The following is a 14780-nucleotide window of genomic DNA, read 5'->3' as shown; positions in this document are numbered from 1 at the left end:
CCAAATCATAGCGTTTGCTTGCCCTAGCCATCCATCTCGTTCAGGGGAAGCCTATGGGGATCGTACTCGGAATAGAATCCAGTTGCGACGAGACAGCTGCGGCCCTGGTGACTACCGACCGCAGGATTGTCGCGCAGGTCATCGCTTCGCAAATCGAGGCCCACGCGCCCTATGGCGGGGTCGTGCCCGAAATTGCCGCGCGTGCCCATGCCGAGATCCTTACTCCGATTATCCGGCAGGTCATGGCCGAAGGCGGGGTCGAGCTGCGCGATCTGGACGCCATTGCCGCCACGGCCGGACCGGGCCTGATCGGCGGGGTGATGGTCGGGCTGGTCAGCGCCAAGGCCCTGGCCATGGCCAGCGGCGTGCCGCTGATCGCGATCAACCACCTGGAAGGGCACGCGCTCAGTCCCCGCCTGGCCGATCCGAACCTCGAGTTTCCTTATGCTTTGCTATTGGTATCCGGCGGCCACTGCCAGATTTTGCGCGTCGAAGGCGTGGGCCAGTACCGCCGCCTTGCCACCACGATCGACGATGCGCTGGGCGAGGCGTTCGACAAGACGGCGAAGTTGCTCGGGCTCGGCTATCCCGGCGGTCCTGCTGTCGAGCGGCTGGCGCGGTCAGGCGATCCGGCGGCAGTGCCCCTGCCCCGTCCGCTGGTCGGCAGCGGCGAGCCGCATTTCTCCTTCGCCGGTCTCAAGAGCGCGGTGATGCGCGCCAAGGACAGCGGCAAGCACAGCGATGCCGACATCGCGGCAAGTTTCCAGCAGGCCGCGATCGATTGCGTGCTCGACCGGCTGCGGGTTACCCTGGATGCGGGCGAGAGCTTGCCGGCGCTGGTGGTGGCAGGCGGTGTCGCCGCCAATGCCGCGATCCGCCACGCGCTGGAAGGATTTGCGGCGCAGCGAGGAATGCAATTCGTGGCGCCGCCGCCGGCGCTGTGCACCGATAACGCTGCGATGATCGCCTGGGCAGGGGCCGAACGGCTTGCCACGGGTCAGTCCGATCCGCTCGATTTCGCCGCCCGGCCCCGCTGGCCGCTCGATCCCCTCGCGGCCTTGGTCCGCGGTGCGGGTTCCAAGGGATGAGCGCGAACGGCAAACCGGTTGGAGTGCTTGGCGCTGGCGCGTGGGGCACGGCGCTGGCGCAGATGCTCGCCTCCGACGGGCGGGATGTGCTGATCTGGGCGCTGGAACCGGAGCTGGTGGAGGAAATCAATTCTCGCCGCACCAACAGCCTCTATCTGCCCTCCGTCAGCCTATATCCGTCCATAGCCGCCACGGGCGAACTGGGTGATTTTGCCGCCTGCGACACGGCGCTGGTCGTCACCCCGGCGCAGCATCTCGGACGTGTCCTTGGCGGCATGGCGTCGCATCCGCGCGACCTGATCCTGTGCAGCAAGGGCATCGAGGCGGGGAGCGGCCGCCTGATGAACGATGTCGCAAAGGCCGCCGCACCGGCAAGCGACATCGCGATCCTGTCCGGCCCGACCTTTGCCCATGAAGTGGCGGCTGGCCTGCCAACTGCGGTCACGCTGGCCTGCGGCGGCGGGAAAGGACAATGGGCACGGATCGCCCCGATCATCGCTCGCCCGCAGTTCCGCCCCTATTACTCGGACGATATCGTCGGTGCGGAGATTGGCGGGGCGGTAAAGAACGTCCTGGCGATTGCCTGCGGAGTGGTCGACGGACTCGGACTTGGCCAGAACGCCCGCGCCGCACTGATCGCCCGCGGCTATGCGGAAATGCTGCGCTTCGGCGAGGCGTTGGGCGCGCGGCGCGAGACACTTGCGGGCCTGTGCGGGCTGGGCGACCTGGTGCTGACGTGCTCCTCCACCGCGAGCCGCAATTTCTCGCTCGGCAAGGCGCTGGGTGAAGGCAAATCGTCGGTCGAACTGATGGCCGATCGCCGCACCGTCGCGGAGGGTGCCCATACCGCACCGGTGCTGGTCGAACTGGCCGCGCAGCACGGCGTGGCGATGCCGATCGTAACGGCGGTCGACCATTTGCTCCGCGGCGCGGCAGCGGCCGAGGTCGTCACCCGGTTGTTGGCCCGTCCGCTTACCACAGAGCAGGAAAACCCTGCGTGACTGCGACCACCGACCCGGTTCCGGAACGTACCGACGAGGGCGACATCGCCGCGCTGGCCAAGGGCGGCCGGACGAATTTCATCGGCTTCCTGCTGCGGCTGGCGGCGCGGCTGCCCTTCCTGTTCATCGCCGGGCGACTGTATGGTGCGGAGGCGCTCGGCCGCTTCGCATCGGCGCTGGTGATCGTCGAACTGATCGCGATGCTGTGCACCATCGGCGAAAAGCGCGGATTGGCGCAGCGCCTTTCGGATGGCGGCGATGATGTCGTTCCCGGCCATATCGTATTCGACGGATTGCTGGTCGCCTTCCTGTTCGGTAGCGCCGCGGCGGTGCTGCTCTATCTGGTCCCGGCACCGATGTTTCCCAGCGGGCAATATACCGAGTTCGACCGGCTGATCGTGCTCGCCATCCCGGCGCTGGCGATGACGGAAATCGCATTGGCGGCCCAGGCTTACAAATTCGACATCGCCGCAACGGTGCGCGCCCGGGCAGTGGTCGAGCCATGGACCATTTCGATCATGGCCGGAGTGTTTTTCGTGCTGCTGCCTTCCAGCGGGTTGAGCATGGCCTATGTCGCGTCGATCATGGCGGCGGCGCTGACTGCGTTCTGGGCCTTCCTTCGCACTTACGGGCTGCCGCGCGGATGGAAGCCCAGTTTCGGCCGGACGAGCAGATTGATCATCCGCGGACTTCCCCTCGCCAGCGCCGACGCGATCGAGTGGGGCACGCGGCGGCTCGACCTGTTCATCCTGGGCCTGTTTGCAGCGCCCGCCGCAGTCGGCGTCTATTATGTCGCGCAGCAGGTCGCCAGTCTTCCGCAAAAGCTGAAGACCAGCTTCGAGCCGATCCTCGGTCCCGTCATCACCCGCAATCTGAAGGAAAAGAACTACGCCGGAATAGCCGCGCAGGTCTGCCAGGTCGGCTTCTGGATCATCGCGGCGCAAGCGGGGATCGCGCTGGCTCTGGGGGTTCCCGGCGAAGGCGTGATGGGTCTGATCGGACCCGGTTTCGTGGCCGGGACCGGGGCACTGGCGTTTCTGCTCGCCGCCGAAGTGGTGGCCGCCACCGCGGTCGTTTCGGAGGCAGCTCTGGTTTACATGGCGCGGCTGCGCAATCTGTGGATTTCCATCGCCACCATCCTGCTACAGGCCGCCTTGACCGTGGGCGCTATGCTGCTGGCGGACCGCTACGACCTCAGCGACTATTACCGCGCGGCAGGAGCGGCCTTTTCGCTGATGCTGGCGCTCGGCATCATGTCGCTGGCGAAGGCCTGGCTGCTGTCGCGCATCCTGGGCTATCCGGTCAACAACTGGCGCTGGGCACTGGTCTGGGCAGCAGCGCCCGCCATTTTGGTAGGCTTCCTGGCGACCCTGCTGCCGGAATGGGCGGAGCTTTCGCTTGGTATTCCGGCGATCTTGCTGACGTATGGCTTCGTCATCTGGCACAAGGGCTTCGGGCCGGAAGACAGGGTCCTGTTCCGTCGCAACCTCGGCGGTGATCCGGCTGTAGAGACCACGCCCCCCCGGTTCTAGGCATGCGCAGGGCGATTGCAGCGGCGTGGCCCAGGAATATCAGCTGACGGCCCTTTTTCCCGGCTACCCCTTTGCGGCGGCGAAGGGGATGTCTAAGGAAGGAGGATGAGCATCCGCCCCATTGTTGCACTTCTCGCCGGCGCCATGCTGGTCGCCTTGATGGCTTTTGCCGGAGGCGCATCGCGGGGCGGACAGATGGCTGCGGAGATGCAGAACGCGGCGACAGAGGCTATCGCCGCGGCGCGCGGCGAGCCGATTACCGCCAGCTTCGAAACCAGCGGCGGCTGGCCAACACGTCACGCGCTGCTCAGCGGCGGGGAAGATGTCAACGAGGCTACGCGGGCGAAGGTCGCGCAGGCGGTCGCGGCGATCCCCGGGGTGGGCGCAGTGAACTGGGCGGACGGTTCGATCATCGCGGAAAACCAGGCTATGCCGCTGACCCCGATGCATTGTCAGGAGGATGTGGAAGCGCTGCTGCGCGCTCGTACGATCCGGTTCGAGGAATCCAGCAGCGCCTTCGACCCAGCAAGTCTCGAACTGCTCGACGAAGTGGCCGCGGCGCTGCGGCCATGCCTCGGCAGTATCATAGCGATAACCGGACACACAGACGCAACCGGCCCGCCAGCGGGAAATCTGGCGCTGTCGCAATTGCGGGCACTCGCCGTCAAGCAGGCGCTGATCGACCGGGGCATACCCAGTGACGGCTTGCGCGCGCGCGGTTTGGGCTCGGCCAAGCCGGTAGCGGGGTTGCTGCCAACCGATCCTGCCAACCGCCGGATCGAATTTTCCGTAATCGCGACGGTGCCGATCGCGCCGACGCCGGTCGACACGCCGGGACCGCGATGACGCCGATGCCATTTGGAGTTTGATAGCTATGCCGATCTGGTTTGAATTGATGATCCTGCTGCTGATAACCTATGGCGTAGGTATCGGGCTCGGCTGGGGCCTGTGGGGCCGCGGAACAGGCCAGGACGAAGGGTTTGAATGATGGTGGAAATGATTCAGGAAAACTGGTTGCTGTTCGTGATCGCATTGCTGATCGGCATCGCGGTCGCCTACTGGATATTCGTGGTGACCCGCCGCACCAGTGTGACCACCACCAAGATCGATGCGCTGGACGAGGGTGCCGCACCCGCGGCGCGCAATCAGGCGCTGATCGACACTCCGCCCGCATCCGCGACAATACCCGTGGTGCCTCCGGGTCTCGCCGGTGCCGGTACGGCAGTGGCCGCAGTGGTCGAAGAACAGAGAGCGGAAGCTCTCAAGACCGCCTCCGACGATGCCGATGAAACAGGTGCCGACGATCTCAGCCGGATCAAGGGAGTCGGTCCAAAGCTGGAAGCGATGCTGATTGCGCTCGGTGTCACCCGCTTTTCGCAGATCGCCGCCTGGTCGGACGATGGCATCGACCGGATCGACGCGCAGTTGGGCCGGTTCGAAGGCCGGATCCGGCGCGACAATTGGGTGGCGCAGGCGCAATTCCTGCAAGACGGCGACATGGCCGGATATGAGGAAAAATTCGGCAAGCTGTGACTTCACCGATTTGCCTCATACTCCCCAGGAGACCACGATGAATGACACCATCTATCCAGTGCCAGCCGAATGGGCCGAGAGAGCGCTGATCGACGAGGCCGGGTACCAGGAGAAATACCGCCAGTCGATTGCCGATCCGGATGCTTTCTGGCGCGGCGAGGCGCAGCGGATCGACTGGATCCGGCCTTTCGATACAGTCAAGGACGCGTCCTTCACCCGGAAGGATTTTCGCATCCGCTGGTTCGAAGGCGGTCAGCTGAACCTAGCGGCCAACTGCCTCGACCGGCACCTTGACACGCGCGGCGATCAGGTCGCGATCATCTGGGAACCGGACAATCCCTCCGCTCCTGGCCGCAGCATCACCTATGCCGAGCTCCACCGCGACGTGTGCCGCTTTGCCAATCTGCTGAAGGCGCAGGGCGTTGCCAAGGGCGACCGCGTCACGATCTACCTGCCAATGGTTCCGGAAGCCGCCGTAGCGATGCTCGCCTGCGCCCGCATCGGTGCGATCCATTCGATCGTGTTCGCCGGTTTTTCACCCGATGCGCTCGCCGGCCGGATCGCGGATTGCCGGTCGAACATCGTCCTCACTGCCGACCAGGGCCTGCGCGGCGGCAAGACCATTCCGCTCAAGGCCAATGTCGATGCCGCTTTGGAGAAAGTTGCGGTCGATACAGTCATCATGCTGCGCCACACCGGGGCCGATGTTCCGTTTGTGGACGGGCGCGATATCGACTGGGCCGAGGCGGTATCAGGCCAGTCTGCCCACTGCCCGCCCGAAGCGATGGAGGCAGAAGACCCGCTGTTCATCCTCTATACGTCCGGTTCGACTGGACAACCCAAGGGCGTGCTGCACACCACCGGGGGATATTCCGTGTGGGTCAGCATGACGCATGAATATGTGTTCGATTATCAACCGAATGCGGACGGTTCGATGCCGGTTTACTGGTGCGCGGCGGATGTCGGCTGGGTCACCGGGCATAGTTATGTGGTTTACGGGCCGCTGATGAACGGCGCGACCACGGTGATGTTCGAAGGCGTGCCCAATTACCCGGATTTCTCGCGCTTCTGGCAGGTGATCGACAAACACGGCGTCGAGATTTTCTACGCCGCCCCGACCGCCCTGCGCGCGCTGATGCGCGAAGGAGACGAGTATGTCACCCGCACCAGCCGCAAGAGCCTGCGCCTGCTCGGTTCGGTGGGCGAACCGATCAATCCCGAGGCGTGGGAATGGTATCACCGGGTCATCGGCGAGCGGCGCTGCCCGATTGTCGATACCTGGTGGCAGACGGAAACCGGCGGCGCGATGATCTCGCCCCTGCCCGGAGCGACTGCGCTGAAACCGGGCAGCGCAACGCTGCCGATGTTCGGTGTCCAGCCGGCGCTGGTCGACGGCGAAGGTAACGAATTGCACGGCGCAGCCGAGGGCGCACTGGTTATTCTCGACAGCTGGCCGGGCCAGATGCGCACCGTCTACGGCGACCACGAGCGGTTTTTCCAGACCTATTTCAGCACCTTTCCCGGCACTTATTTCACCGGTGACGGCTGCCGCCGGGACGAGGACGGCTATTACTGGATCACCGGGCGGATCGACGACGTGATCAATGTGTCGGGACACCGGATGGGCACGGCCGAGGTCGAAAGCGCCCTCGTCGCCCACCCTGACGTTGCCGAAGCGGCCGTAGTGGGTATGCCGCATGATGTGAAGGGACAGGGCATTTACGCCTATGTCACGCCCAACGCGGGGATCGAGGGCGGCGATGCCTTGCGCGCCGAATTGGTCCAATGGGTGCGCAAGGAAATCGGGCCGATTGCCACGCCCGATGTTGTGCAGTTTGCGCCCGGCCTGCCCAAGACCCGCAGCGGCAAGATCATGCGGCGGATCCTGCGCAAGATTGCCGAGAACGACTTCAGTAATCTTGGCGATACTTCGACTTTAGCGGATCCGTCGGTAGTCGATGATCTGATCGCGAACCGGCCCGCGTGAAGTATCGCCCGCTCCGCACGGCTCTGTACCTACCCGCCAATCGCGCCAGCGCCGTCGCCAAGGCGCGCGAGGCGGATTGCGACGCGGTGATCCTCGACCTGGAGGATGCCGTTGCGCCCGAGGCCAAGGGGGAGGCGCGCGAGGCGGCAATCGCCGCGGCGCGCGCAGGCGGGTTCGGCGACCGGTTGCTGGTCGTCCGGGTCAACGCGCTGGACAGCGAATGGGGCGCGGCGGATTGCGCGGCGCTTCAAGGGCTGGATCGACAGGCGGATGCAGCCGCGGTGCTTGTGCCGAAGCTCTCCTCCGCCCGGCAATTGTCCGCCTACCGTACTGCGGTAGGGGACGGACCTGAGCTCTGGGCGATGCTCGAAACCTGCGCCGCCTTCCTTGACCTGCCCGCCATTGCGGCGGCAGCCAAGGATGCGGGTCTGACCACCTTCGTGCTGGGAACCAACGATCTTGCGCTGGAAATGCGCTGCACGCTCGACACCGGGCGGAGCGCGATGCTGCCGCTGCTGACCCAATCCGTGGTCGCCGCGCGGGCGCATGGTCTGGCCGTGCTCGACGGCGTGTTCAACGCGCTTGAAAACGAAGCGGGCTTCGCCGCGCAATGCCGGCAAGGCGCGATGCTCGGCTTCGACGGCAAGACGGTGATCCACCCGGCGCAATTGACCGCTGCCAACGCCGCCTTCGGGCCGTCCGAAAGAGATATTGCCGACGCGGCGAAGATCGTGGCCGCCTTTGCCGCGCCCGAGAACGCGGGCAAGGGCGTGATAAGGCTGGACGGGAGAATGGTCGAAGTACTTCACCTGCGGCAGGCCGAGCGGACACTGGCAATTTCCACCGCAACCCGCCGTGACAGCGCTTGAAACCGGCCATCAGGCGGCGCACAGACAGATTTGAAATGCGATCAATCGAAATTTTTCAGGAGTTACCATGGTCGGCATGATGCCCTTCAATTGGGAAGACCCGTTCGATCTGGAGGGGCAGCTAAGCGAAGACGAGCGGATGATCCGCGATGCCGCGCGTGGGTTCGCCCAAAGTGAATTGCAGCCCCGCGTGCAGCAGGCTTTCCGCGACGAAATTTCTGCGCCCGAACTGTTCCCCCTGATGGGTAAAGCCGGTTTGCTCGGCGCGACCATTCCGGAAGAATACGGCGGCGCCGGTGCCGGCTATGTCGCCTACGGTCTGATCGCGCGCGAGATCGAGCGGGTCGATTCCGGGTATCGCTCGATGGCTTCGGTTCAGTCCAGCCTGGTGATGTATCCGATCCACGCTTACGGCAGCGAGGAACAGCGCCGCAAATATCTTCCGGGGCTGGCCAGCGGTGAACTCATTGGCTGTTTCGGACTGACCGAGCCTGACGCCGGTTCCGACCCGGGCGGAATGCGTACCTATGCCAAGAAGGACGGCGATGGCTATTCGCTTTCTGGCGCCAAGACATGGATTTCCAACTCCCCCTTCGCGGACGTTTTCGTGGTCTGGGCGAAAAGCGAGGCCCACGGTGACGGCATTCGCGGCTTTGTGCTGGAGAAAGGCATGGCCGGCCTGTCCGCCCCCAAGATTGAGGGCAAGCTTAGCCTGCGCGCTTCCACCACCGGCATGATCGTAATGGACGAGGTGAAGCTGTCCGCCGATGCGCTGCTGCCCGAAGTGCAGGGTTTGAAGGGACCTTTCGGCTGCCTCAACCGCGCGCGTTACGGGATCAGCTGGGGCGCAATGGGCGCGGCGGAATTCTGCCTGAATGCCGCGCGTCAATACGGGCTCGACCGCAATCAGTTCGGCCGCCCGCTTGCCGCGACACAGCTGTACCAGAAGAAGCTGGCCGACATGATGACCGATATCGGCCTCGGCCTGCAGGCCTCCCTGCGGGTGGGACGGCTGATGGACGAAGGCCGCTTCGCGCCGGAGATGATTTCCATCGTGAAGCGCAACAATGTCGGCAAAGCGCTCGATGTGGCGCGCCACGCACGCGACATGCATGGCGGGAACGGGATTTCCGACGAATACCAGATCATGCGGCACATGGTGAACCTGGAAACGGTCAATACGTACGAAGGCACACATGATGTCCATGCGCTGATCCTGGGCCGGGCCATTACCGGCATTGCGGCGTTCTGATGCGGCTGCACGGCTATTTCCGCAGTTCGACGTCCTACCGGCTCCGCATTGCGCTGAACCTGAAGGGGCTGGATTATGACTATGTGCCGGTGAACCTCGTCACCTCCGAACAGAAATCCGCAGCCTTTACCAGCCGCAATCCCTTCGGCAGCGTTCCGCTGCTGGAGGCGGACGGGCGGGACCGCGCGCAATCGATGGCGCTGCTGGAATGGCTCGATGAAGCCTATCCGAAGTCGCCCTTGCTGCCCGCAGATATCGAGGACCGCTACACCGTGCGCGAATTGGCCTATGCCATCGCTACCGAAATCCACGCGCCGAACAACTTGCCGGTGCTGCGATATCTTGCCGACCCTCTGGGCCATTCGCAGGAGGAAATCGCCGTCTGGTACCGCCACTGGCTGGCCCGAACGCTCGGCCCGGTAGAAGCCCGATTGGCCCAATTGGGCTCAGGCGATTTCGTGCTGAATGCGCCGGGCATGTTCGAGGTGGTGCTGCTACCGCAAGTGTACAACGCGCGCCGCTTCGATTTCGATTTTTCACCGATGCCGCATATCGAACGGATCGAGGCAGCGTGCCTGGCACTCGAACCGTTCCAGCGCGCGCATCCCGACATTCAGCCAGACAATCCGGAAAAGGACCAAACCGCATGAAACTCGCATCGCTCAAATCAGGCCGCGACGGTGTTCTGGTCGTCGTTTCGAAGGACCTCACCCGCTACTGCGCTGCAGGCAACATCGCGCCGACCATGCAGGCAGCGCTGGACAATTGGGATGAATGTGCGCCGCGGCTGGAAGCTCTTTATACCGATGTCGAACATCGCGCGGTGCCCTGCGGCCGGTTCCACGAACGCGAGGCTGCGTCCCCCCTGCCCCGCGCCTATCAATGGGCGGATGGCAGCGCCTATATCAACCATGTCGAACTGGTACGAAAGGCCCGGGGTTCCGAAGTGCCGGACAGTTTCTATCACGATCCGCTGATGTATCAGGGCGGTTCCGACGGATTCCTCGCGCCGCGCGATCCCATCCCGCTGGGTGACCCTGCGTGGGGCTGCGACATGGAAGGCGAGATCGCCTGCATCACCGACGACGTTCCAATGGGCACTACTGCCGACGACGCCGCCAGTCATATAAAACTGCTGATGCTGGTCAACGACGTGTCGCTGCGCGGGCTGATACCCGGCGAACTGGCCAAAGGATTCGGCTTCTTCCAGTCAAAGCCGGCAAGCGCGTTTTCTCCTGTTGCGGTTACACCGGACGAGCTTGGCGATGCCTGGAACGACAGCCTGATCCATCTTCCCCTGTTGATCGATTACAACGGCAAACCTTTCGGCCGTGCACAGGCGGCGCAGGACGCAACCTTCAATCTGGCCCAGCTCGTCTCCCACGCAGCCAAGACCCGTAATCTGGGCGCGGGGACCGTGATCGGGTCCGGTACCGTGTCCAACAAAGGCACCGATGGCGGCCCCGGCAAGCCGGTCAGCGAAGGCGGTGCCGGCTATAGCTGCATCGCGGAAATCCGGATGATCGAAACTATTGCCAGTGGTGAAGCGAGAACGCCGTTCATGCAGCCCGGCGACACAGTTGCGGTCGATATGCACGATGCAAACGGCCATTCGATCTTCGGCCGCATCGAACAGGAAGTTGTTGCGGTCTGACCTCGCTATCGCCGCGCCGATCAGGCGCAGGCAGCCTCAGACTTCTCGCGCAAACGGAGGATCTGCTCGGCAAGCACGAGGTCCGCAGGCTTGTCGACGTCGATGACCGCTTCTGGCTGCGACATCACCACCAGTTCAGCCTTGAGGCCAAGCGTCGCCCCCGCCTTGGCGAGCGCATTCCGGAATGAAATCGTGCGGGTCAAGGCGCGCAGCAGCAACAGAGGGCCGAACTGGGAAATTACTGCCAGCCCTTTCTTGCGCTGCTGTTCCACGCCCGACCACAGGGTCAATGCCGGCATCACCTTTGCGTTGCGCAGTGCGAACAAATTGGCCCCGGAATAGTGCCCGTCTCGAAATTTGAGCCAGGTTCGGCTTGTCCTGGGATAGCCGCCCTCGACGATCCGGCGTTCCCCGAAAGCTATCGCCAGATCGCCGCCCTTTGCATTACCTTCGCAGCTGTCGAGAAATTCGTCGATCATCTCCGGCGTCAACAGGGCATGGTCTGCCGTAGTGACCAGCACCGGCCACGGCGCGAGGGCGGAACCCGCGATTGCGGCAATGCTCGAGGCAATTCCATTAGTGCTGGGGGTCAGCCGAACCTTCGGATTGGCGAGCAAGCGTGCTGTGTCTCCGGACAGCAGCAGCTGCGGGTCCTGCGCAACCACGACAATCCGGCTGATCCGCGGGCAAAGGTCCAGCGCCCCAACCACCCGGCTTAGCATCGATTGCCCCGCCACCGGGATCAGAGCCTTGAGCGTCTGCCCGTTTTCCTGCGCAAGAATATCGATACCCGGGCGCTGTCCGGCCATGACCAAGGCGGTCCATCCTGATCCCGCCGTGTCCATCACGCCTGCGCCTTTATCGCTGCGTCTGCACCCTGCGAGAACCGCGCGGGCCATTCGCGCGCCAGATACGCGGTGATCGCTTCCGCCGCGCGGCTCGCCGAGGGCCGGCCAGGTTCGATCGAGAAGGTCTGCTCGAAGGCGGCAACCTGCCGGCTGCGCAATTCCTCGCCAAGCGGAAATGCGCGTTGAAGCGCCTCCGGAAGCTGGTTCACGCCCTCTATCACTTGTCCGAAATGCCAGAATGCATAGCTGGGATCGTCGTGCCAGCGGGCCCCATGCGAATTGAGGAAAATTGCCGGGCGCGGATGCTGGAGGAATTCATAGATCTGGCTGCTGACATCGCCGATATAGAGATCCGAATTGCGCGTGTAGGACATATCGACGCTGCGGTCGCTGCCGGTATCGATGCGTATATGCTCGAGCGCGCGGTATCGCGAAGGGATTTCCTGGCGAAAGCGAATTTTCCGGTGTTCGACGGAGGCAAGTATCCGGCGCTGGAAAAGCATCACATGCGGCGCGAAAATCAGATTGTAGGTATCCTGCCCGGCGAAATAATCCAGCACCTGCAGCCCGAAGTCGTGCCACGAGGACAGCAGCGGATCGAAATGCGGGTTGTAGAGAACGGTGGGCCGGTCGTTGTCGAAGAAGCTCATACGCGCGGCCAGATGGGGCGCGTCGAATTTGGGATAGCCCACAACAGCGTGGTCTGCTTCGCGAATCACCCCGCCCGCCAGCATCCGTTCGCGGGTTTTCTCCCCCGGCAGCAGAACGTAATCGAAATGCGCGATATCGGGGGACACGCTGATGCTGCGGTCGCCCGCACCGTGCGGGCAGAAAATCAGTCGGGGCCGCTCCATGCCAAAGCGGGTTTTCAGCAGCGTCGTAGTGGTTTCCGGAACCACCAGCGCATCATAGGATCCGAGCAGATCGCGGTTTGCCGCAAGCCCGCCGATCCTGCCAAGCGGGACAATGCCGCCAATGGCCTTTTCGGCGGCCTTGACCAGCCGGCCCGCGGCCATCGCGCGGATGACGGGCGGCTTCATCTGCGGGTCGAGGTGCGTCATGACCGCATCGGTCTGGTTGTCACTGGAGGTCAGCACTTCCACGCTTATGTGCGGCGCGGCTGCCTGAAGCCGCGATATTATCGGCGCGGTATGCGCGATCTGGTGCAATTCCTCGTGATTATAGAGGAACCCGATCCGGATCGGTCCTGAAGTCTCGGCGGTGATCATGGCGGCGTCATGCCAGCGAAACGCGCTGTCTGCATCAGAAAAGCTGTATTTTTGTCAGGCGCGTTGCTACCCGCACAGCGTCTCCTGTCCAGAATACAACAGGCAGGGCCGCCGCCGATAGGAATGCGATTGCCTTATTTGATGCCGACCCGATTCGAAAGTCCCCGAATCCGTGGATAGCGAAGGGCAGTTGCTGGCCGGGGAAAAGCGCGCTTTGCGGCGCGGTGCCTGGCAAATTCTGACCGGGTCGGGATCGCGGATGTTCGCCCGCGTCCTGCTGATCACCTTTGTCGCACGGGTTTACGGAATCGACGACTTTGGCCGGTTGGGCGAAGCGGTGGCGATGCTGGAACTGCTGGCGGCGTTTGCGACCTTCGGGCTGACGAAGACGTTGCTCGGCAACCTCGGGGCCATGACTCCCCCGGGGACAAGCCCCGTCATCGATCCGGGCAAACACATTTTCGACGCGCTGGCTCTGGTCACGGCGGTGTCGGCGGTGATCATGGCGGTATTATGGGCGGTGTGGCCCTATGTACTGCCCTCCTCGCTGTCCGGGTCGCAATTCCTGATGCTGGGAATACCTCTGATCGCGCTTACCGAAGTGGCGACCACCGCGACGCGGCATTTCCGGACGGTGCTGTGGGACACGCTGGTCAAGGCCGTGGTGAAACCGTGGAGCTTCCTGCTGCTGGGCATCCTGTCCTATTTCGCCGTGCGCGGCTTCACCATGCCTTCGGGCCATATAATCACGTCCGAGCAGGCATTGCTCATCGCCTATGTCGGATCGTTGTTGCTATCGGCGATCATCGCTCTGCTTGCGATGGGCAAGTCCTACAGCCAGCAGTCCCCCCGGTTGTTAAGGGTACCGACCTTTGCCGGGGTATTCGGGCTGGCCCGTAGCAGTTGGCCGATCGCGCTGAACGAAACCGGGGTATTCGCATTTCGCCGCGCCGACATTCTCCTGCTCGCCGCGGTTGCCAGCCCGACCGCGACGGGTATTTATTACCTCGCCCAACAGATCGGCACGGTCGCGGGCAAGGTGCGGCACCTGTATGAACCGATGCTCGCGCCGATAATCGCACAGAGCAGATCGCTCGAGACGATCGGCGAACATCTGCGGCGGCTGACGCTGTTCATATTCGCAATCCAGATGGCGGTGATCAGCGTATTCGTGATCTTCGGAGGCAGTGTTCTGGAATTGCTCGGCACCGGCTTTGCCGCCGGTATTACGGTGGTGATCGTCATTCTGATCGGCGAATTGATGGAAGGCAGTTTCGGCCTTGCCGAACTGGTCATGGTCTACCGCGACCCGGCCTTGCCGCCGCGGCAAGTCGTGTTCACCCTGGCCCTCGAAATCCTGCTCGTGTGGTATCTGGCCGCAAGTTACGGCGCCTTGGGCGCTGCCATCGGATTTGCGGCGTCGATGACCGCGCTGGCGGCCATGAGGATTTTCATGGTCCGCCGGCTCTATGGCCTGCGGATCCTCGGGCTGAAGCACCTGGCCATCCTGTCGGCCGCAGCCGCAATCTGGCTGGTCGCCAGTCCGTTCCTGCCCGTATTCGCCAATCTGGGTATCAGCGGCTTCTAAAGCGCTTTGAAGCGAGGACCGGCAATCCGATTGCCAGTCCGCGAAGTCTTGGAAACTTCCTGATGTTCCCGCACCCGGGGAAATTTATCCCTTGCGGTGCCCGCTTCATCGCATTCCGGCGAGCAGAGCGTGCAGCCGCCGGAACAATTGCCCCCCTTCCCGCCTCTTTTAGCGAGGAAGGAGAGCATCATGACCAACA

At 63.5% G+C, this 14780-nt stretch carries 14 protein-coding genes; 11 read left to right on the top strand and 3 right to left on the bottom strand.

The window, feature by feature from the left end; translation table 11 throughout:
* Positions 1–53 precede the first annotated feature (53 nt).
* The 10 genes from tsaD (at position 54) to U0988_RS04270 (ending at position 10916) form a co-directional block, all read left to right on the top strand.
* Positions 54–1088, top strand: a complete 1035-nt coding sequence (gene tsaD / locus U0988_RS04315) for a tRNA (adenosine(37)-N6)-threonylcarbamoyltransferase complex transferase subunit TsaD (RefSeq protein ID WP_322291410.1) — start codon at positions 54–56, stop codon at positions 1086–1088.
* The gene (locus U0988_RS04310; protein ID WP_322291409.1) at positions 1085–2089 is read left to right on the top strand and encodes an NAD(P)H-dependent glycerol-3-phosphate dehydrogenase; all 1005 of its coding nucleotides are present in this window, start codon (positions 1085–1087) and stop codon (positions 2087–2089) included. Before tsaD ends, U0988_RS04310 begins: the two co-directional genes overlap by 4 nt.
* Positions 2086–3621, top strand: a complete 1536-nt coding sequence (locus tag U0988_RS04305; RefSeq protein WP_322291408.1) for a lipopolysaccharide biosynthesis protein — start codon at positions 2086–2088, stop codon at positions 3619–3621. The genes U0988_RS04310 and U0988_RS04305 overlap by 4 nt, the downstream gene beginning before the upstream one ends.
* A 105-nt stretch (positions 3622–3726) precedes the next feature.
* Positions 3727–4467, top strand: a complete 741-nt coding sequence (locus tag U0988_RS04300) for an OmpA family protein (protein ID WP_322291407.1) — start codon at positions 3727–3729, stop codon at positions 4465–4467.
* A 138-nt stretch (positions 4468–4605) separates the two neighbouring features.
* On the top strand, positions 4606–5154 hold the full coding sequence (locus U0988_RS04295; RefSeq protein WP_322291406.1) for a hypothetical protein: 549 nt from the start codon (positions 4606–4608) through the stop codon (positions 5152–5154).
* Positions 5155–5191: 37 nt separating this feature from the next.
* On the top strand, positions 5192–7141 hold the full coding sequence (acs, locus tag U0988_RS04290; protein WP_322291405.1) for an acetate--CoA ligase: 1950 nt from the start codon (positions 5192–5194) through the stop codon (positions 7139–7141).
* Positions 7138–8010: a CoA ester lyase gene (locus tag U0988_RS04285; RefSeq protein ID WP_322291404.1), complete on the top strand. Its 873-nt coding sequence runs from the start codon at positions 7138–7140 to the stop codon at positions 8008–8010. Before acs ends, U0988_RS04285 begins: the two co-directional genes overlap by 4 nt.
* Positions 8011–8086: 76 nt before the next feature.
* Complete coding sequence (locus U0988_RS04280; protein ID WP_322291421.1) at positions 8087–9262, top strand: acyl-CoA dehydrogenase; 1176 nt, start codon at positions 8087–8089, stop codon at positions 9260–9262.
* Positions 9262–9912 carry a maleylacetoacetate isomerase gene (maiA, locus tag U0988_RS04275; RefSeq protein ID WP_322291403.1) on the top strand — a complete coding sequence of 217 codons (651 nt, stop codon included), beginning with the start codon at positions 9262–9264 and terminating at the stop codon, positions 9910–9912. Before U0988_RS04280 ends, maiA begins: the two co-directional genes overlap by 1 nt.
* Positions 9909–10916, top strand: coding sequence for a fumarylacetoacetate hydrolase family protein (locus U0988_RS04270; protein ID WP_322291402.1), 1008 nt, complete (start codon positions 9909–9911; stop codon positions 10914–10916). Before maiA ends, U0988_RS04270 begins: the two co-directional genes overlap by 4 nt.
* A 20-nt stretch (positions 10917–10936) precedes the next feature.
* Here the strand turns inward: U0988_RS04270 and U0988_RS04265 are convergent, their stop codons facing one another.
* Both U0988_RS04265 and U0988_RS04260 read right to left on the bottom strand, forming a co-directional pair.
* The gene (locus tag U0988_RS04265) at positions 10937–11725 is read right to left on the bottom strand and encodes a nucleotidyltransferase family protein (protein WP_322291401.1); all 789 of its coding nucleotides are present in this window, start codon (positions 11723–11725) and stop codon (positions 10937–10939) included.
* Between the two features lie 35 nt (positions 11726–11760).
* Positions 11761–12993, bottom strand: a complete 1233-nt coding sequence (locus U0988_RS04260; RefSeq protein WP_322291400.1) for a hypothetical protein — start codon at positions 12991–12993, stop codon at positions 11761–11763.
* A 172-nt stretch (positions 12994–13165) separates the two neighbouring features.
* On the opposite strand from U0988_RS04260, the gene U0988_RS04255 reads away from it, so the two are divergent.
* Entirely contained in the window at positions 13166–14581 is a 1416-nt protein-coding gene (locus U0988_RS04255) for a lipopolysaccharide biosynthesis protein (protein ID WP_322291399.1), read from the top strand.
* Here U0988_RS04255 and U0988_RS04250 read toward each other — a convergent pair.
* The coding region (locus U0988_RS04250) for a hypothetical protein (protein WP_322291398.1) at positions 14578–14780 on the bottom strand (203 nt) is incomplete at its 5' end. The genes U0988_RS04255 and U0988_RS04250 overlap by 4 nt on opposite strands.

The sequence above is a fragment of the Allopontixanthobacter sp. genome (assembly GCF_034376665.1).
In the GTDB taxonomy this organism is placed as follows: domain Bacteria; phylum Pseudomonadota; class Alphaproteobacteria; order Sphingomonadales; family Sphingomonadaceae; genus Allopontixanthobacter.
Note: the sequence above shows the minus strand (reverse complement) of the source record. Positions and strands in the feature narration are given on the sequence as shown.

What these genes read in the sequence shown, in the direction of transcription:
- tsaD (WP_322291410.1), top strand. Translation starts at nt 54, where the DNA reads ATGGGGATCGTACTCGGAATAGAATCCAGTTGCGACGAGACAGCTGCG.
- U0988_RS04310 (WP_322291409.1), top strand. Translation starts at nt 1,085, where the DNA reads ATGAGCGCGAACGGCAAACCGGTTGGAGTGCTTGGCGCTGGCGCGTGG.
- U0988_RS04300 (WP_322291407.1), top strand. Translation starts at nt 3,727, where the DNA reads ATGAGCATCCGCCCCATTGTTGCACTTCTCGCCGGCGCCATGCTGGTC.
- U0988_RS04295 (WP_322291406.1), top strand. Translation starts at nt 4,606, where the DNA reads ATGATGGTGGAAATGATTCAGGAAAACTGGTTGCTGTTCGTGATCGCA.
- acs (WP_322291405.1), top strand. Translation starts at nt 5,192, where the DNA reads ATGAATGACACCATCTATCCAGTGCCAGCCGAATGGGCCGAGAGAGCG.
- U0988_RS04280 (WP_322291421.1), top strand. Translation starts at nt 8,087, where the DNA reads ATGATGCCCTTCAATTGGGAAGACCCGTTCGATCTGGAGGGGCAGCTA.
- maiA (WP_322291403.1), top strand. Translation starts at nt 9,262, where the DNA reads ATGCGGCTGCACGGCTATTTCCGCAGTTCGACGTCCTACCGGCTCCGC.
- U0988_RS04270 (WP_322291402.1), top strand. Translation starts at nt 9,909, where the DNA reads ATGAAACTCGCATCGCTCAAATCAGGCCGCGACGGTGTTCTGGTCGTC.
- U0988_RS04265 (WP_322291401.1), bottom strand. Translation starts at nt 11,725, where the DNA reads ATGGCCGGACAGCGCCCGGGTATCGATATTCTTGCGCAGGAAAACGGG.
- U0988_RS04260 (WP_322291400.1), bottom strand. Translation starts at nt 12,993, where the DNA reads ATGATCACCGCCGAGACTTCAGGACCGATCCGGATCGGGTTCCTCTAT.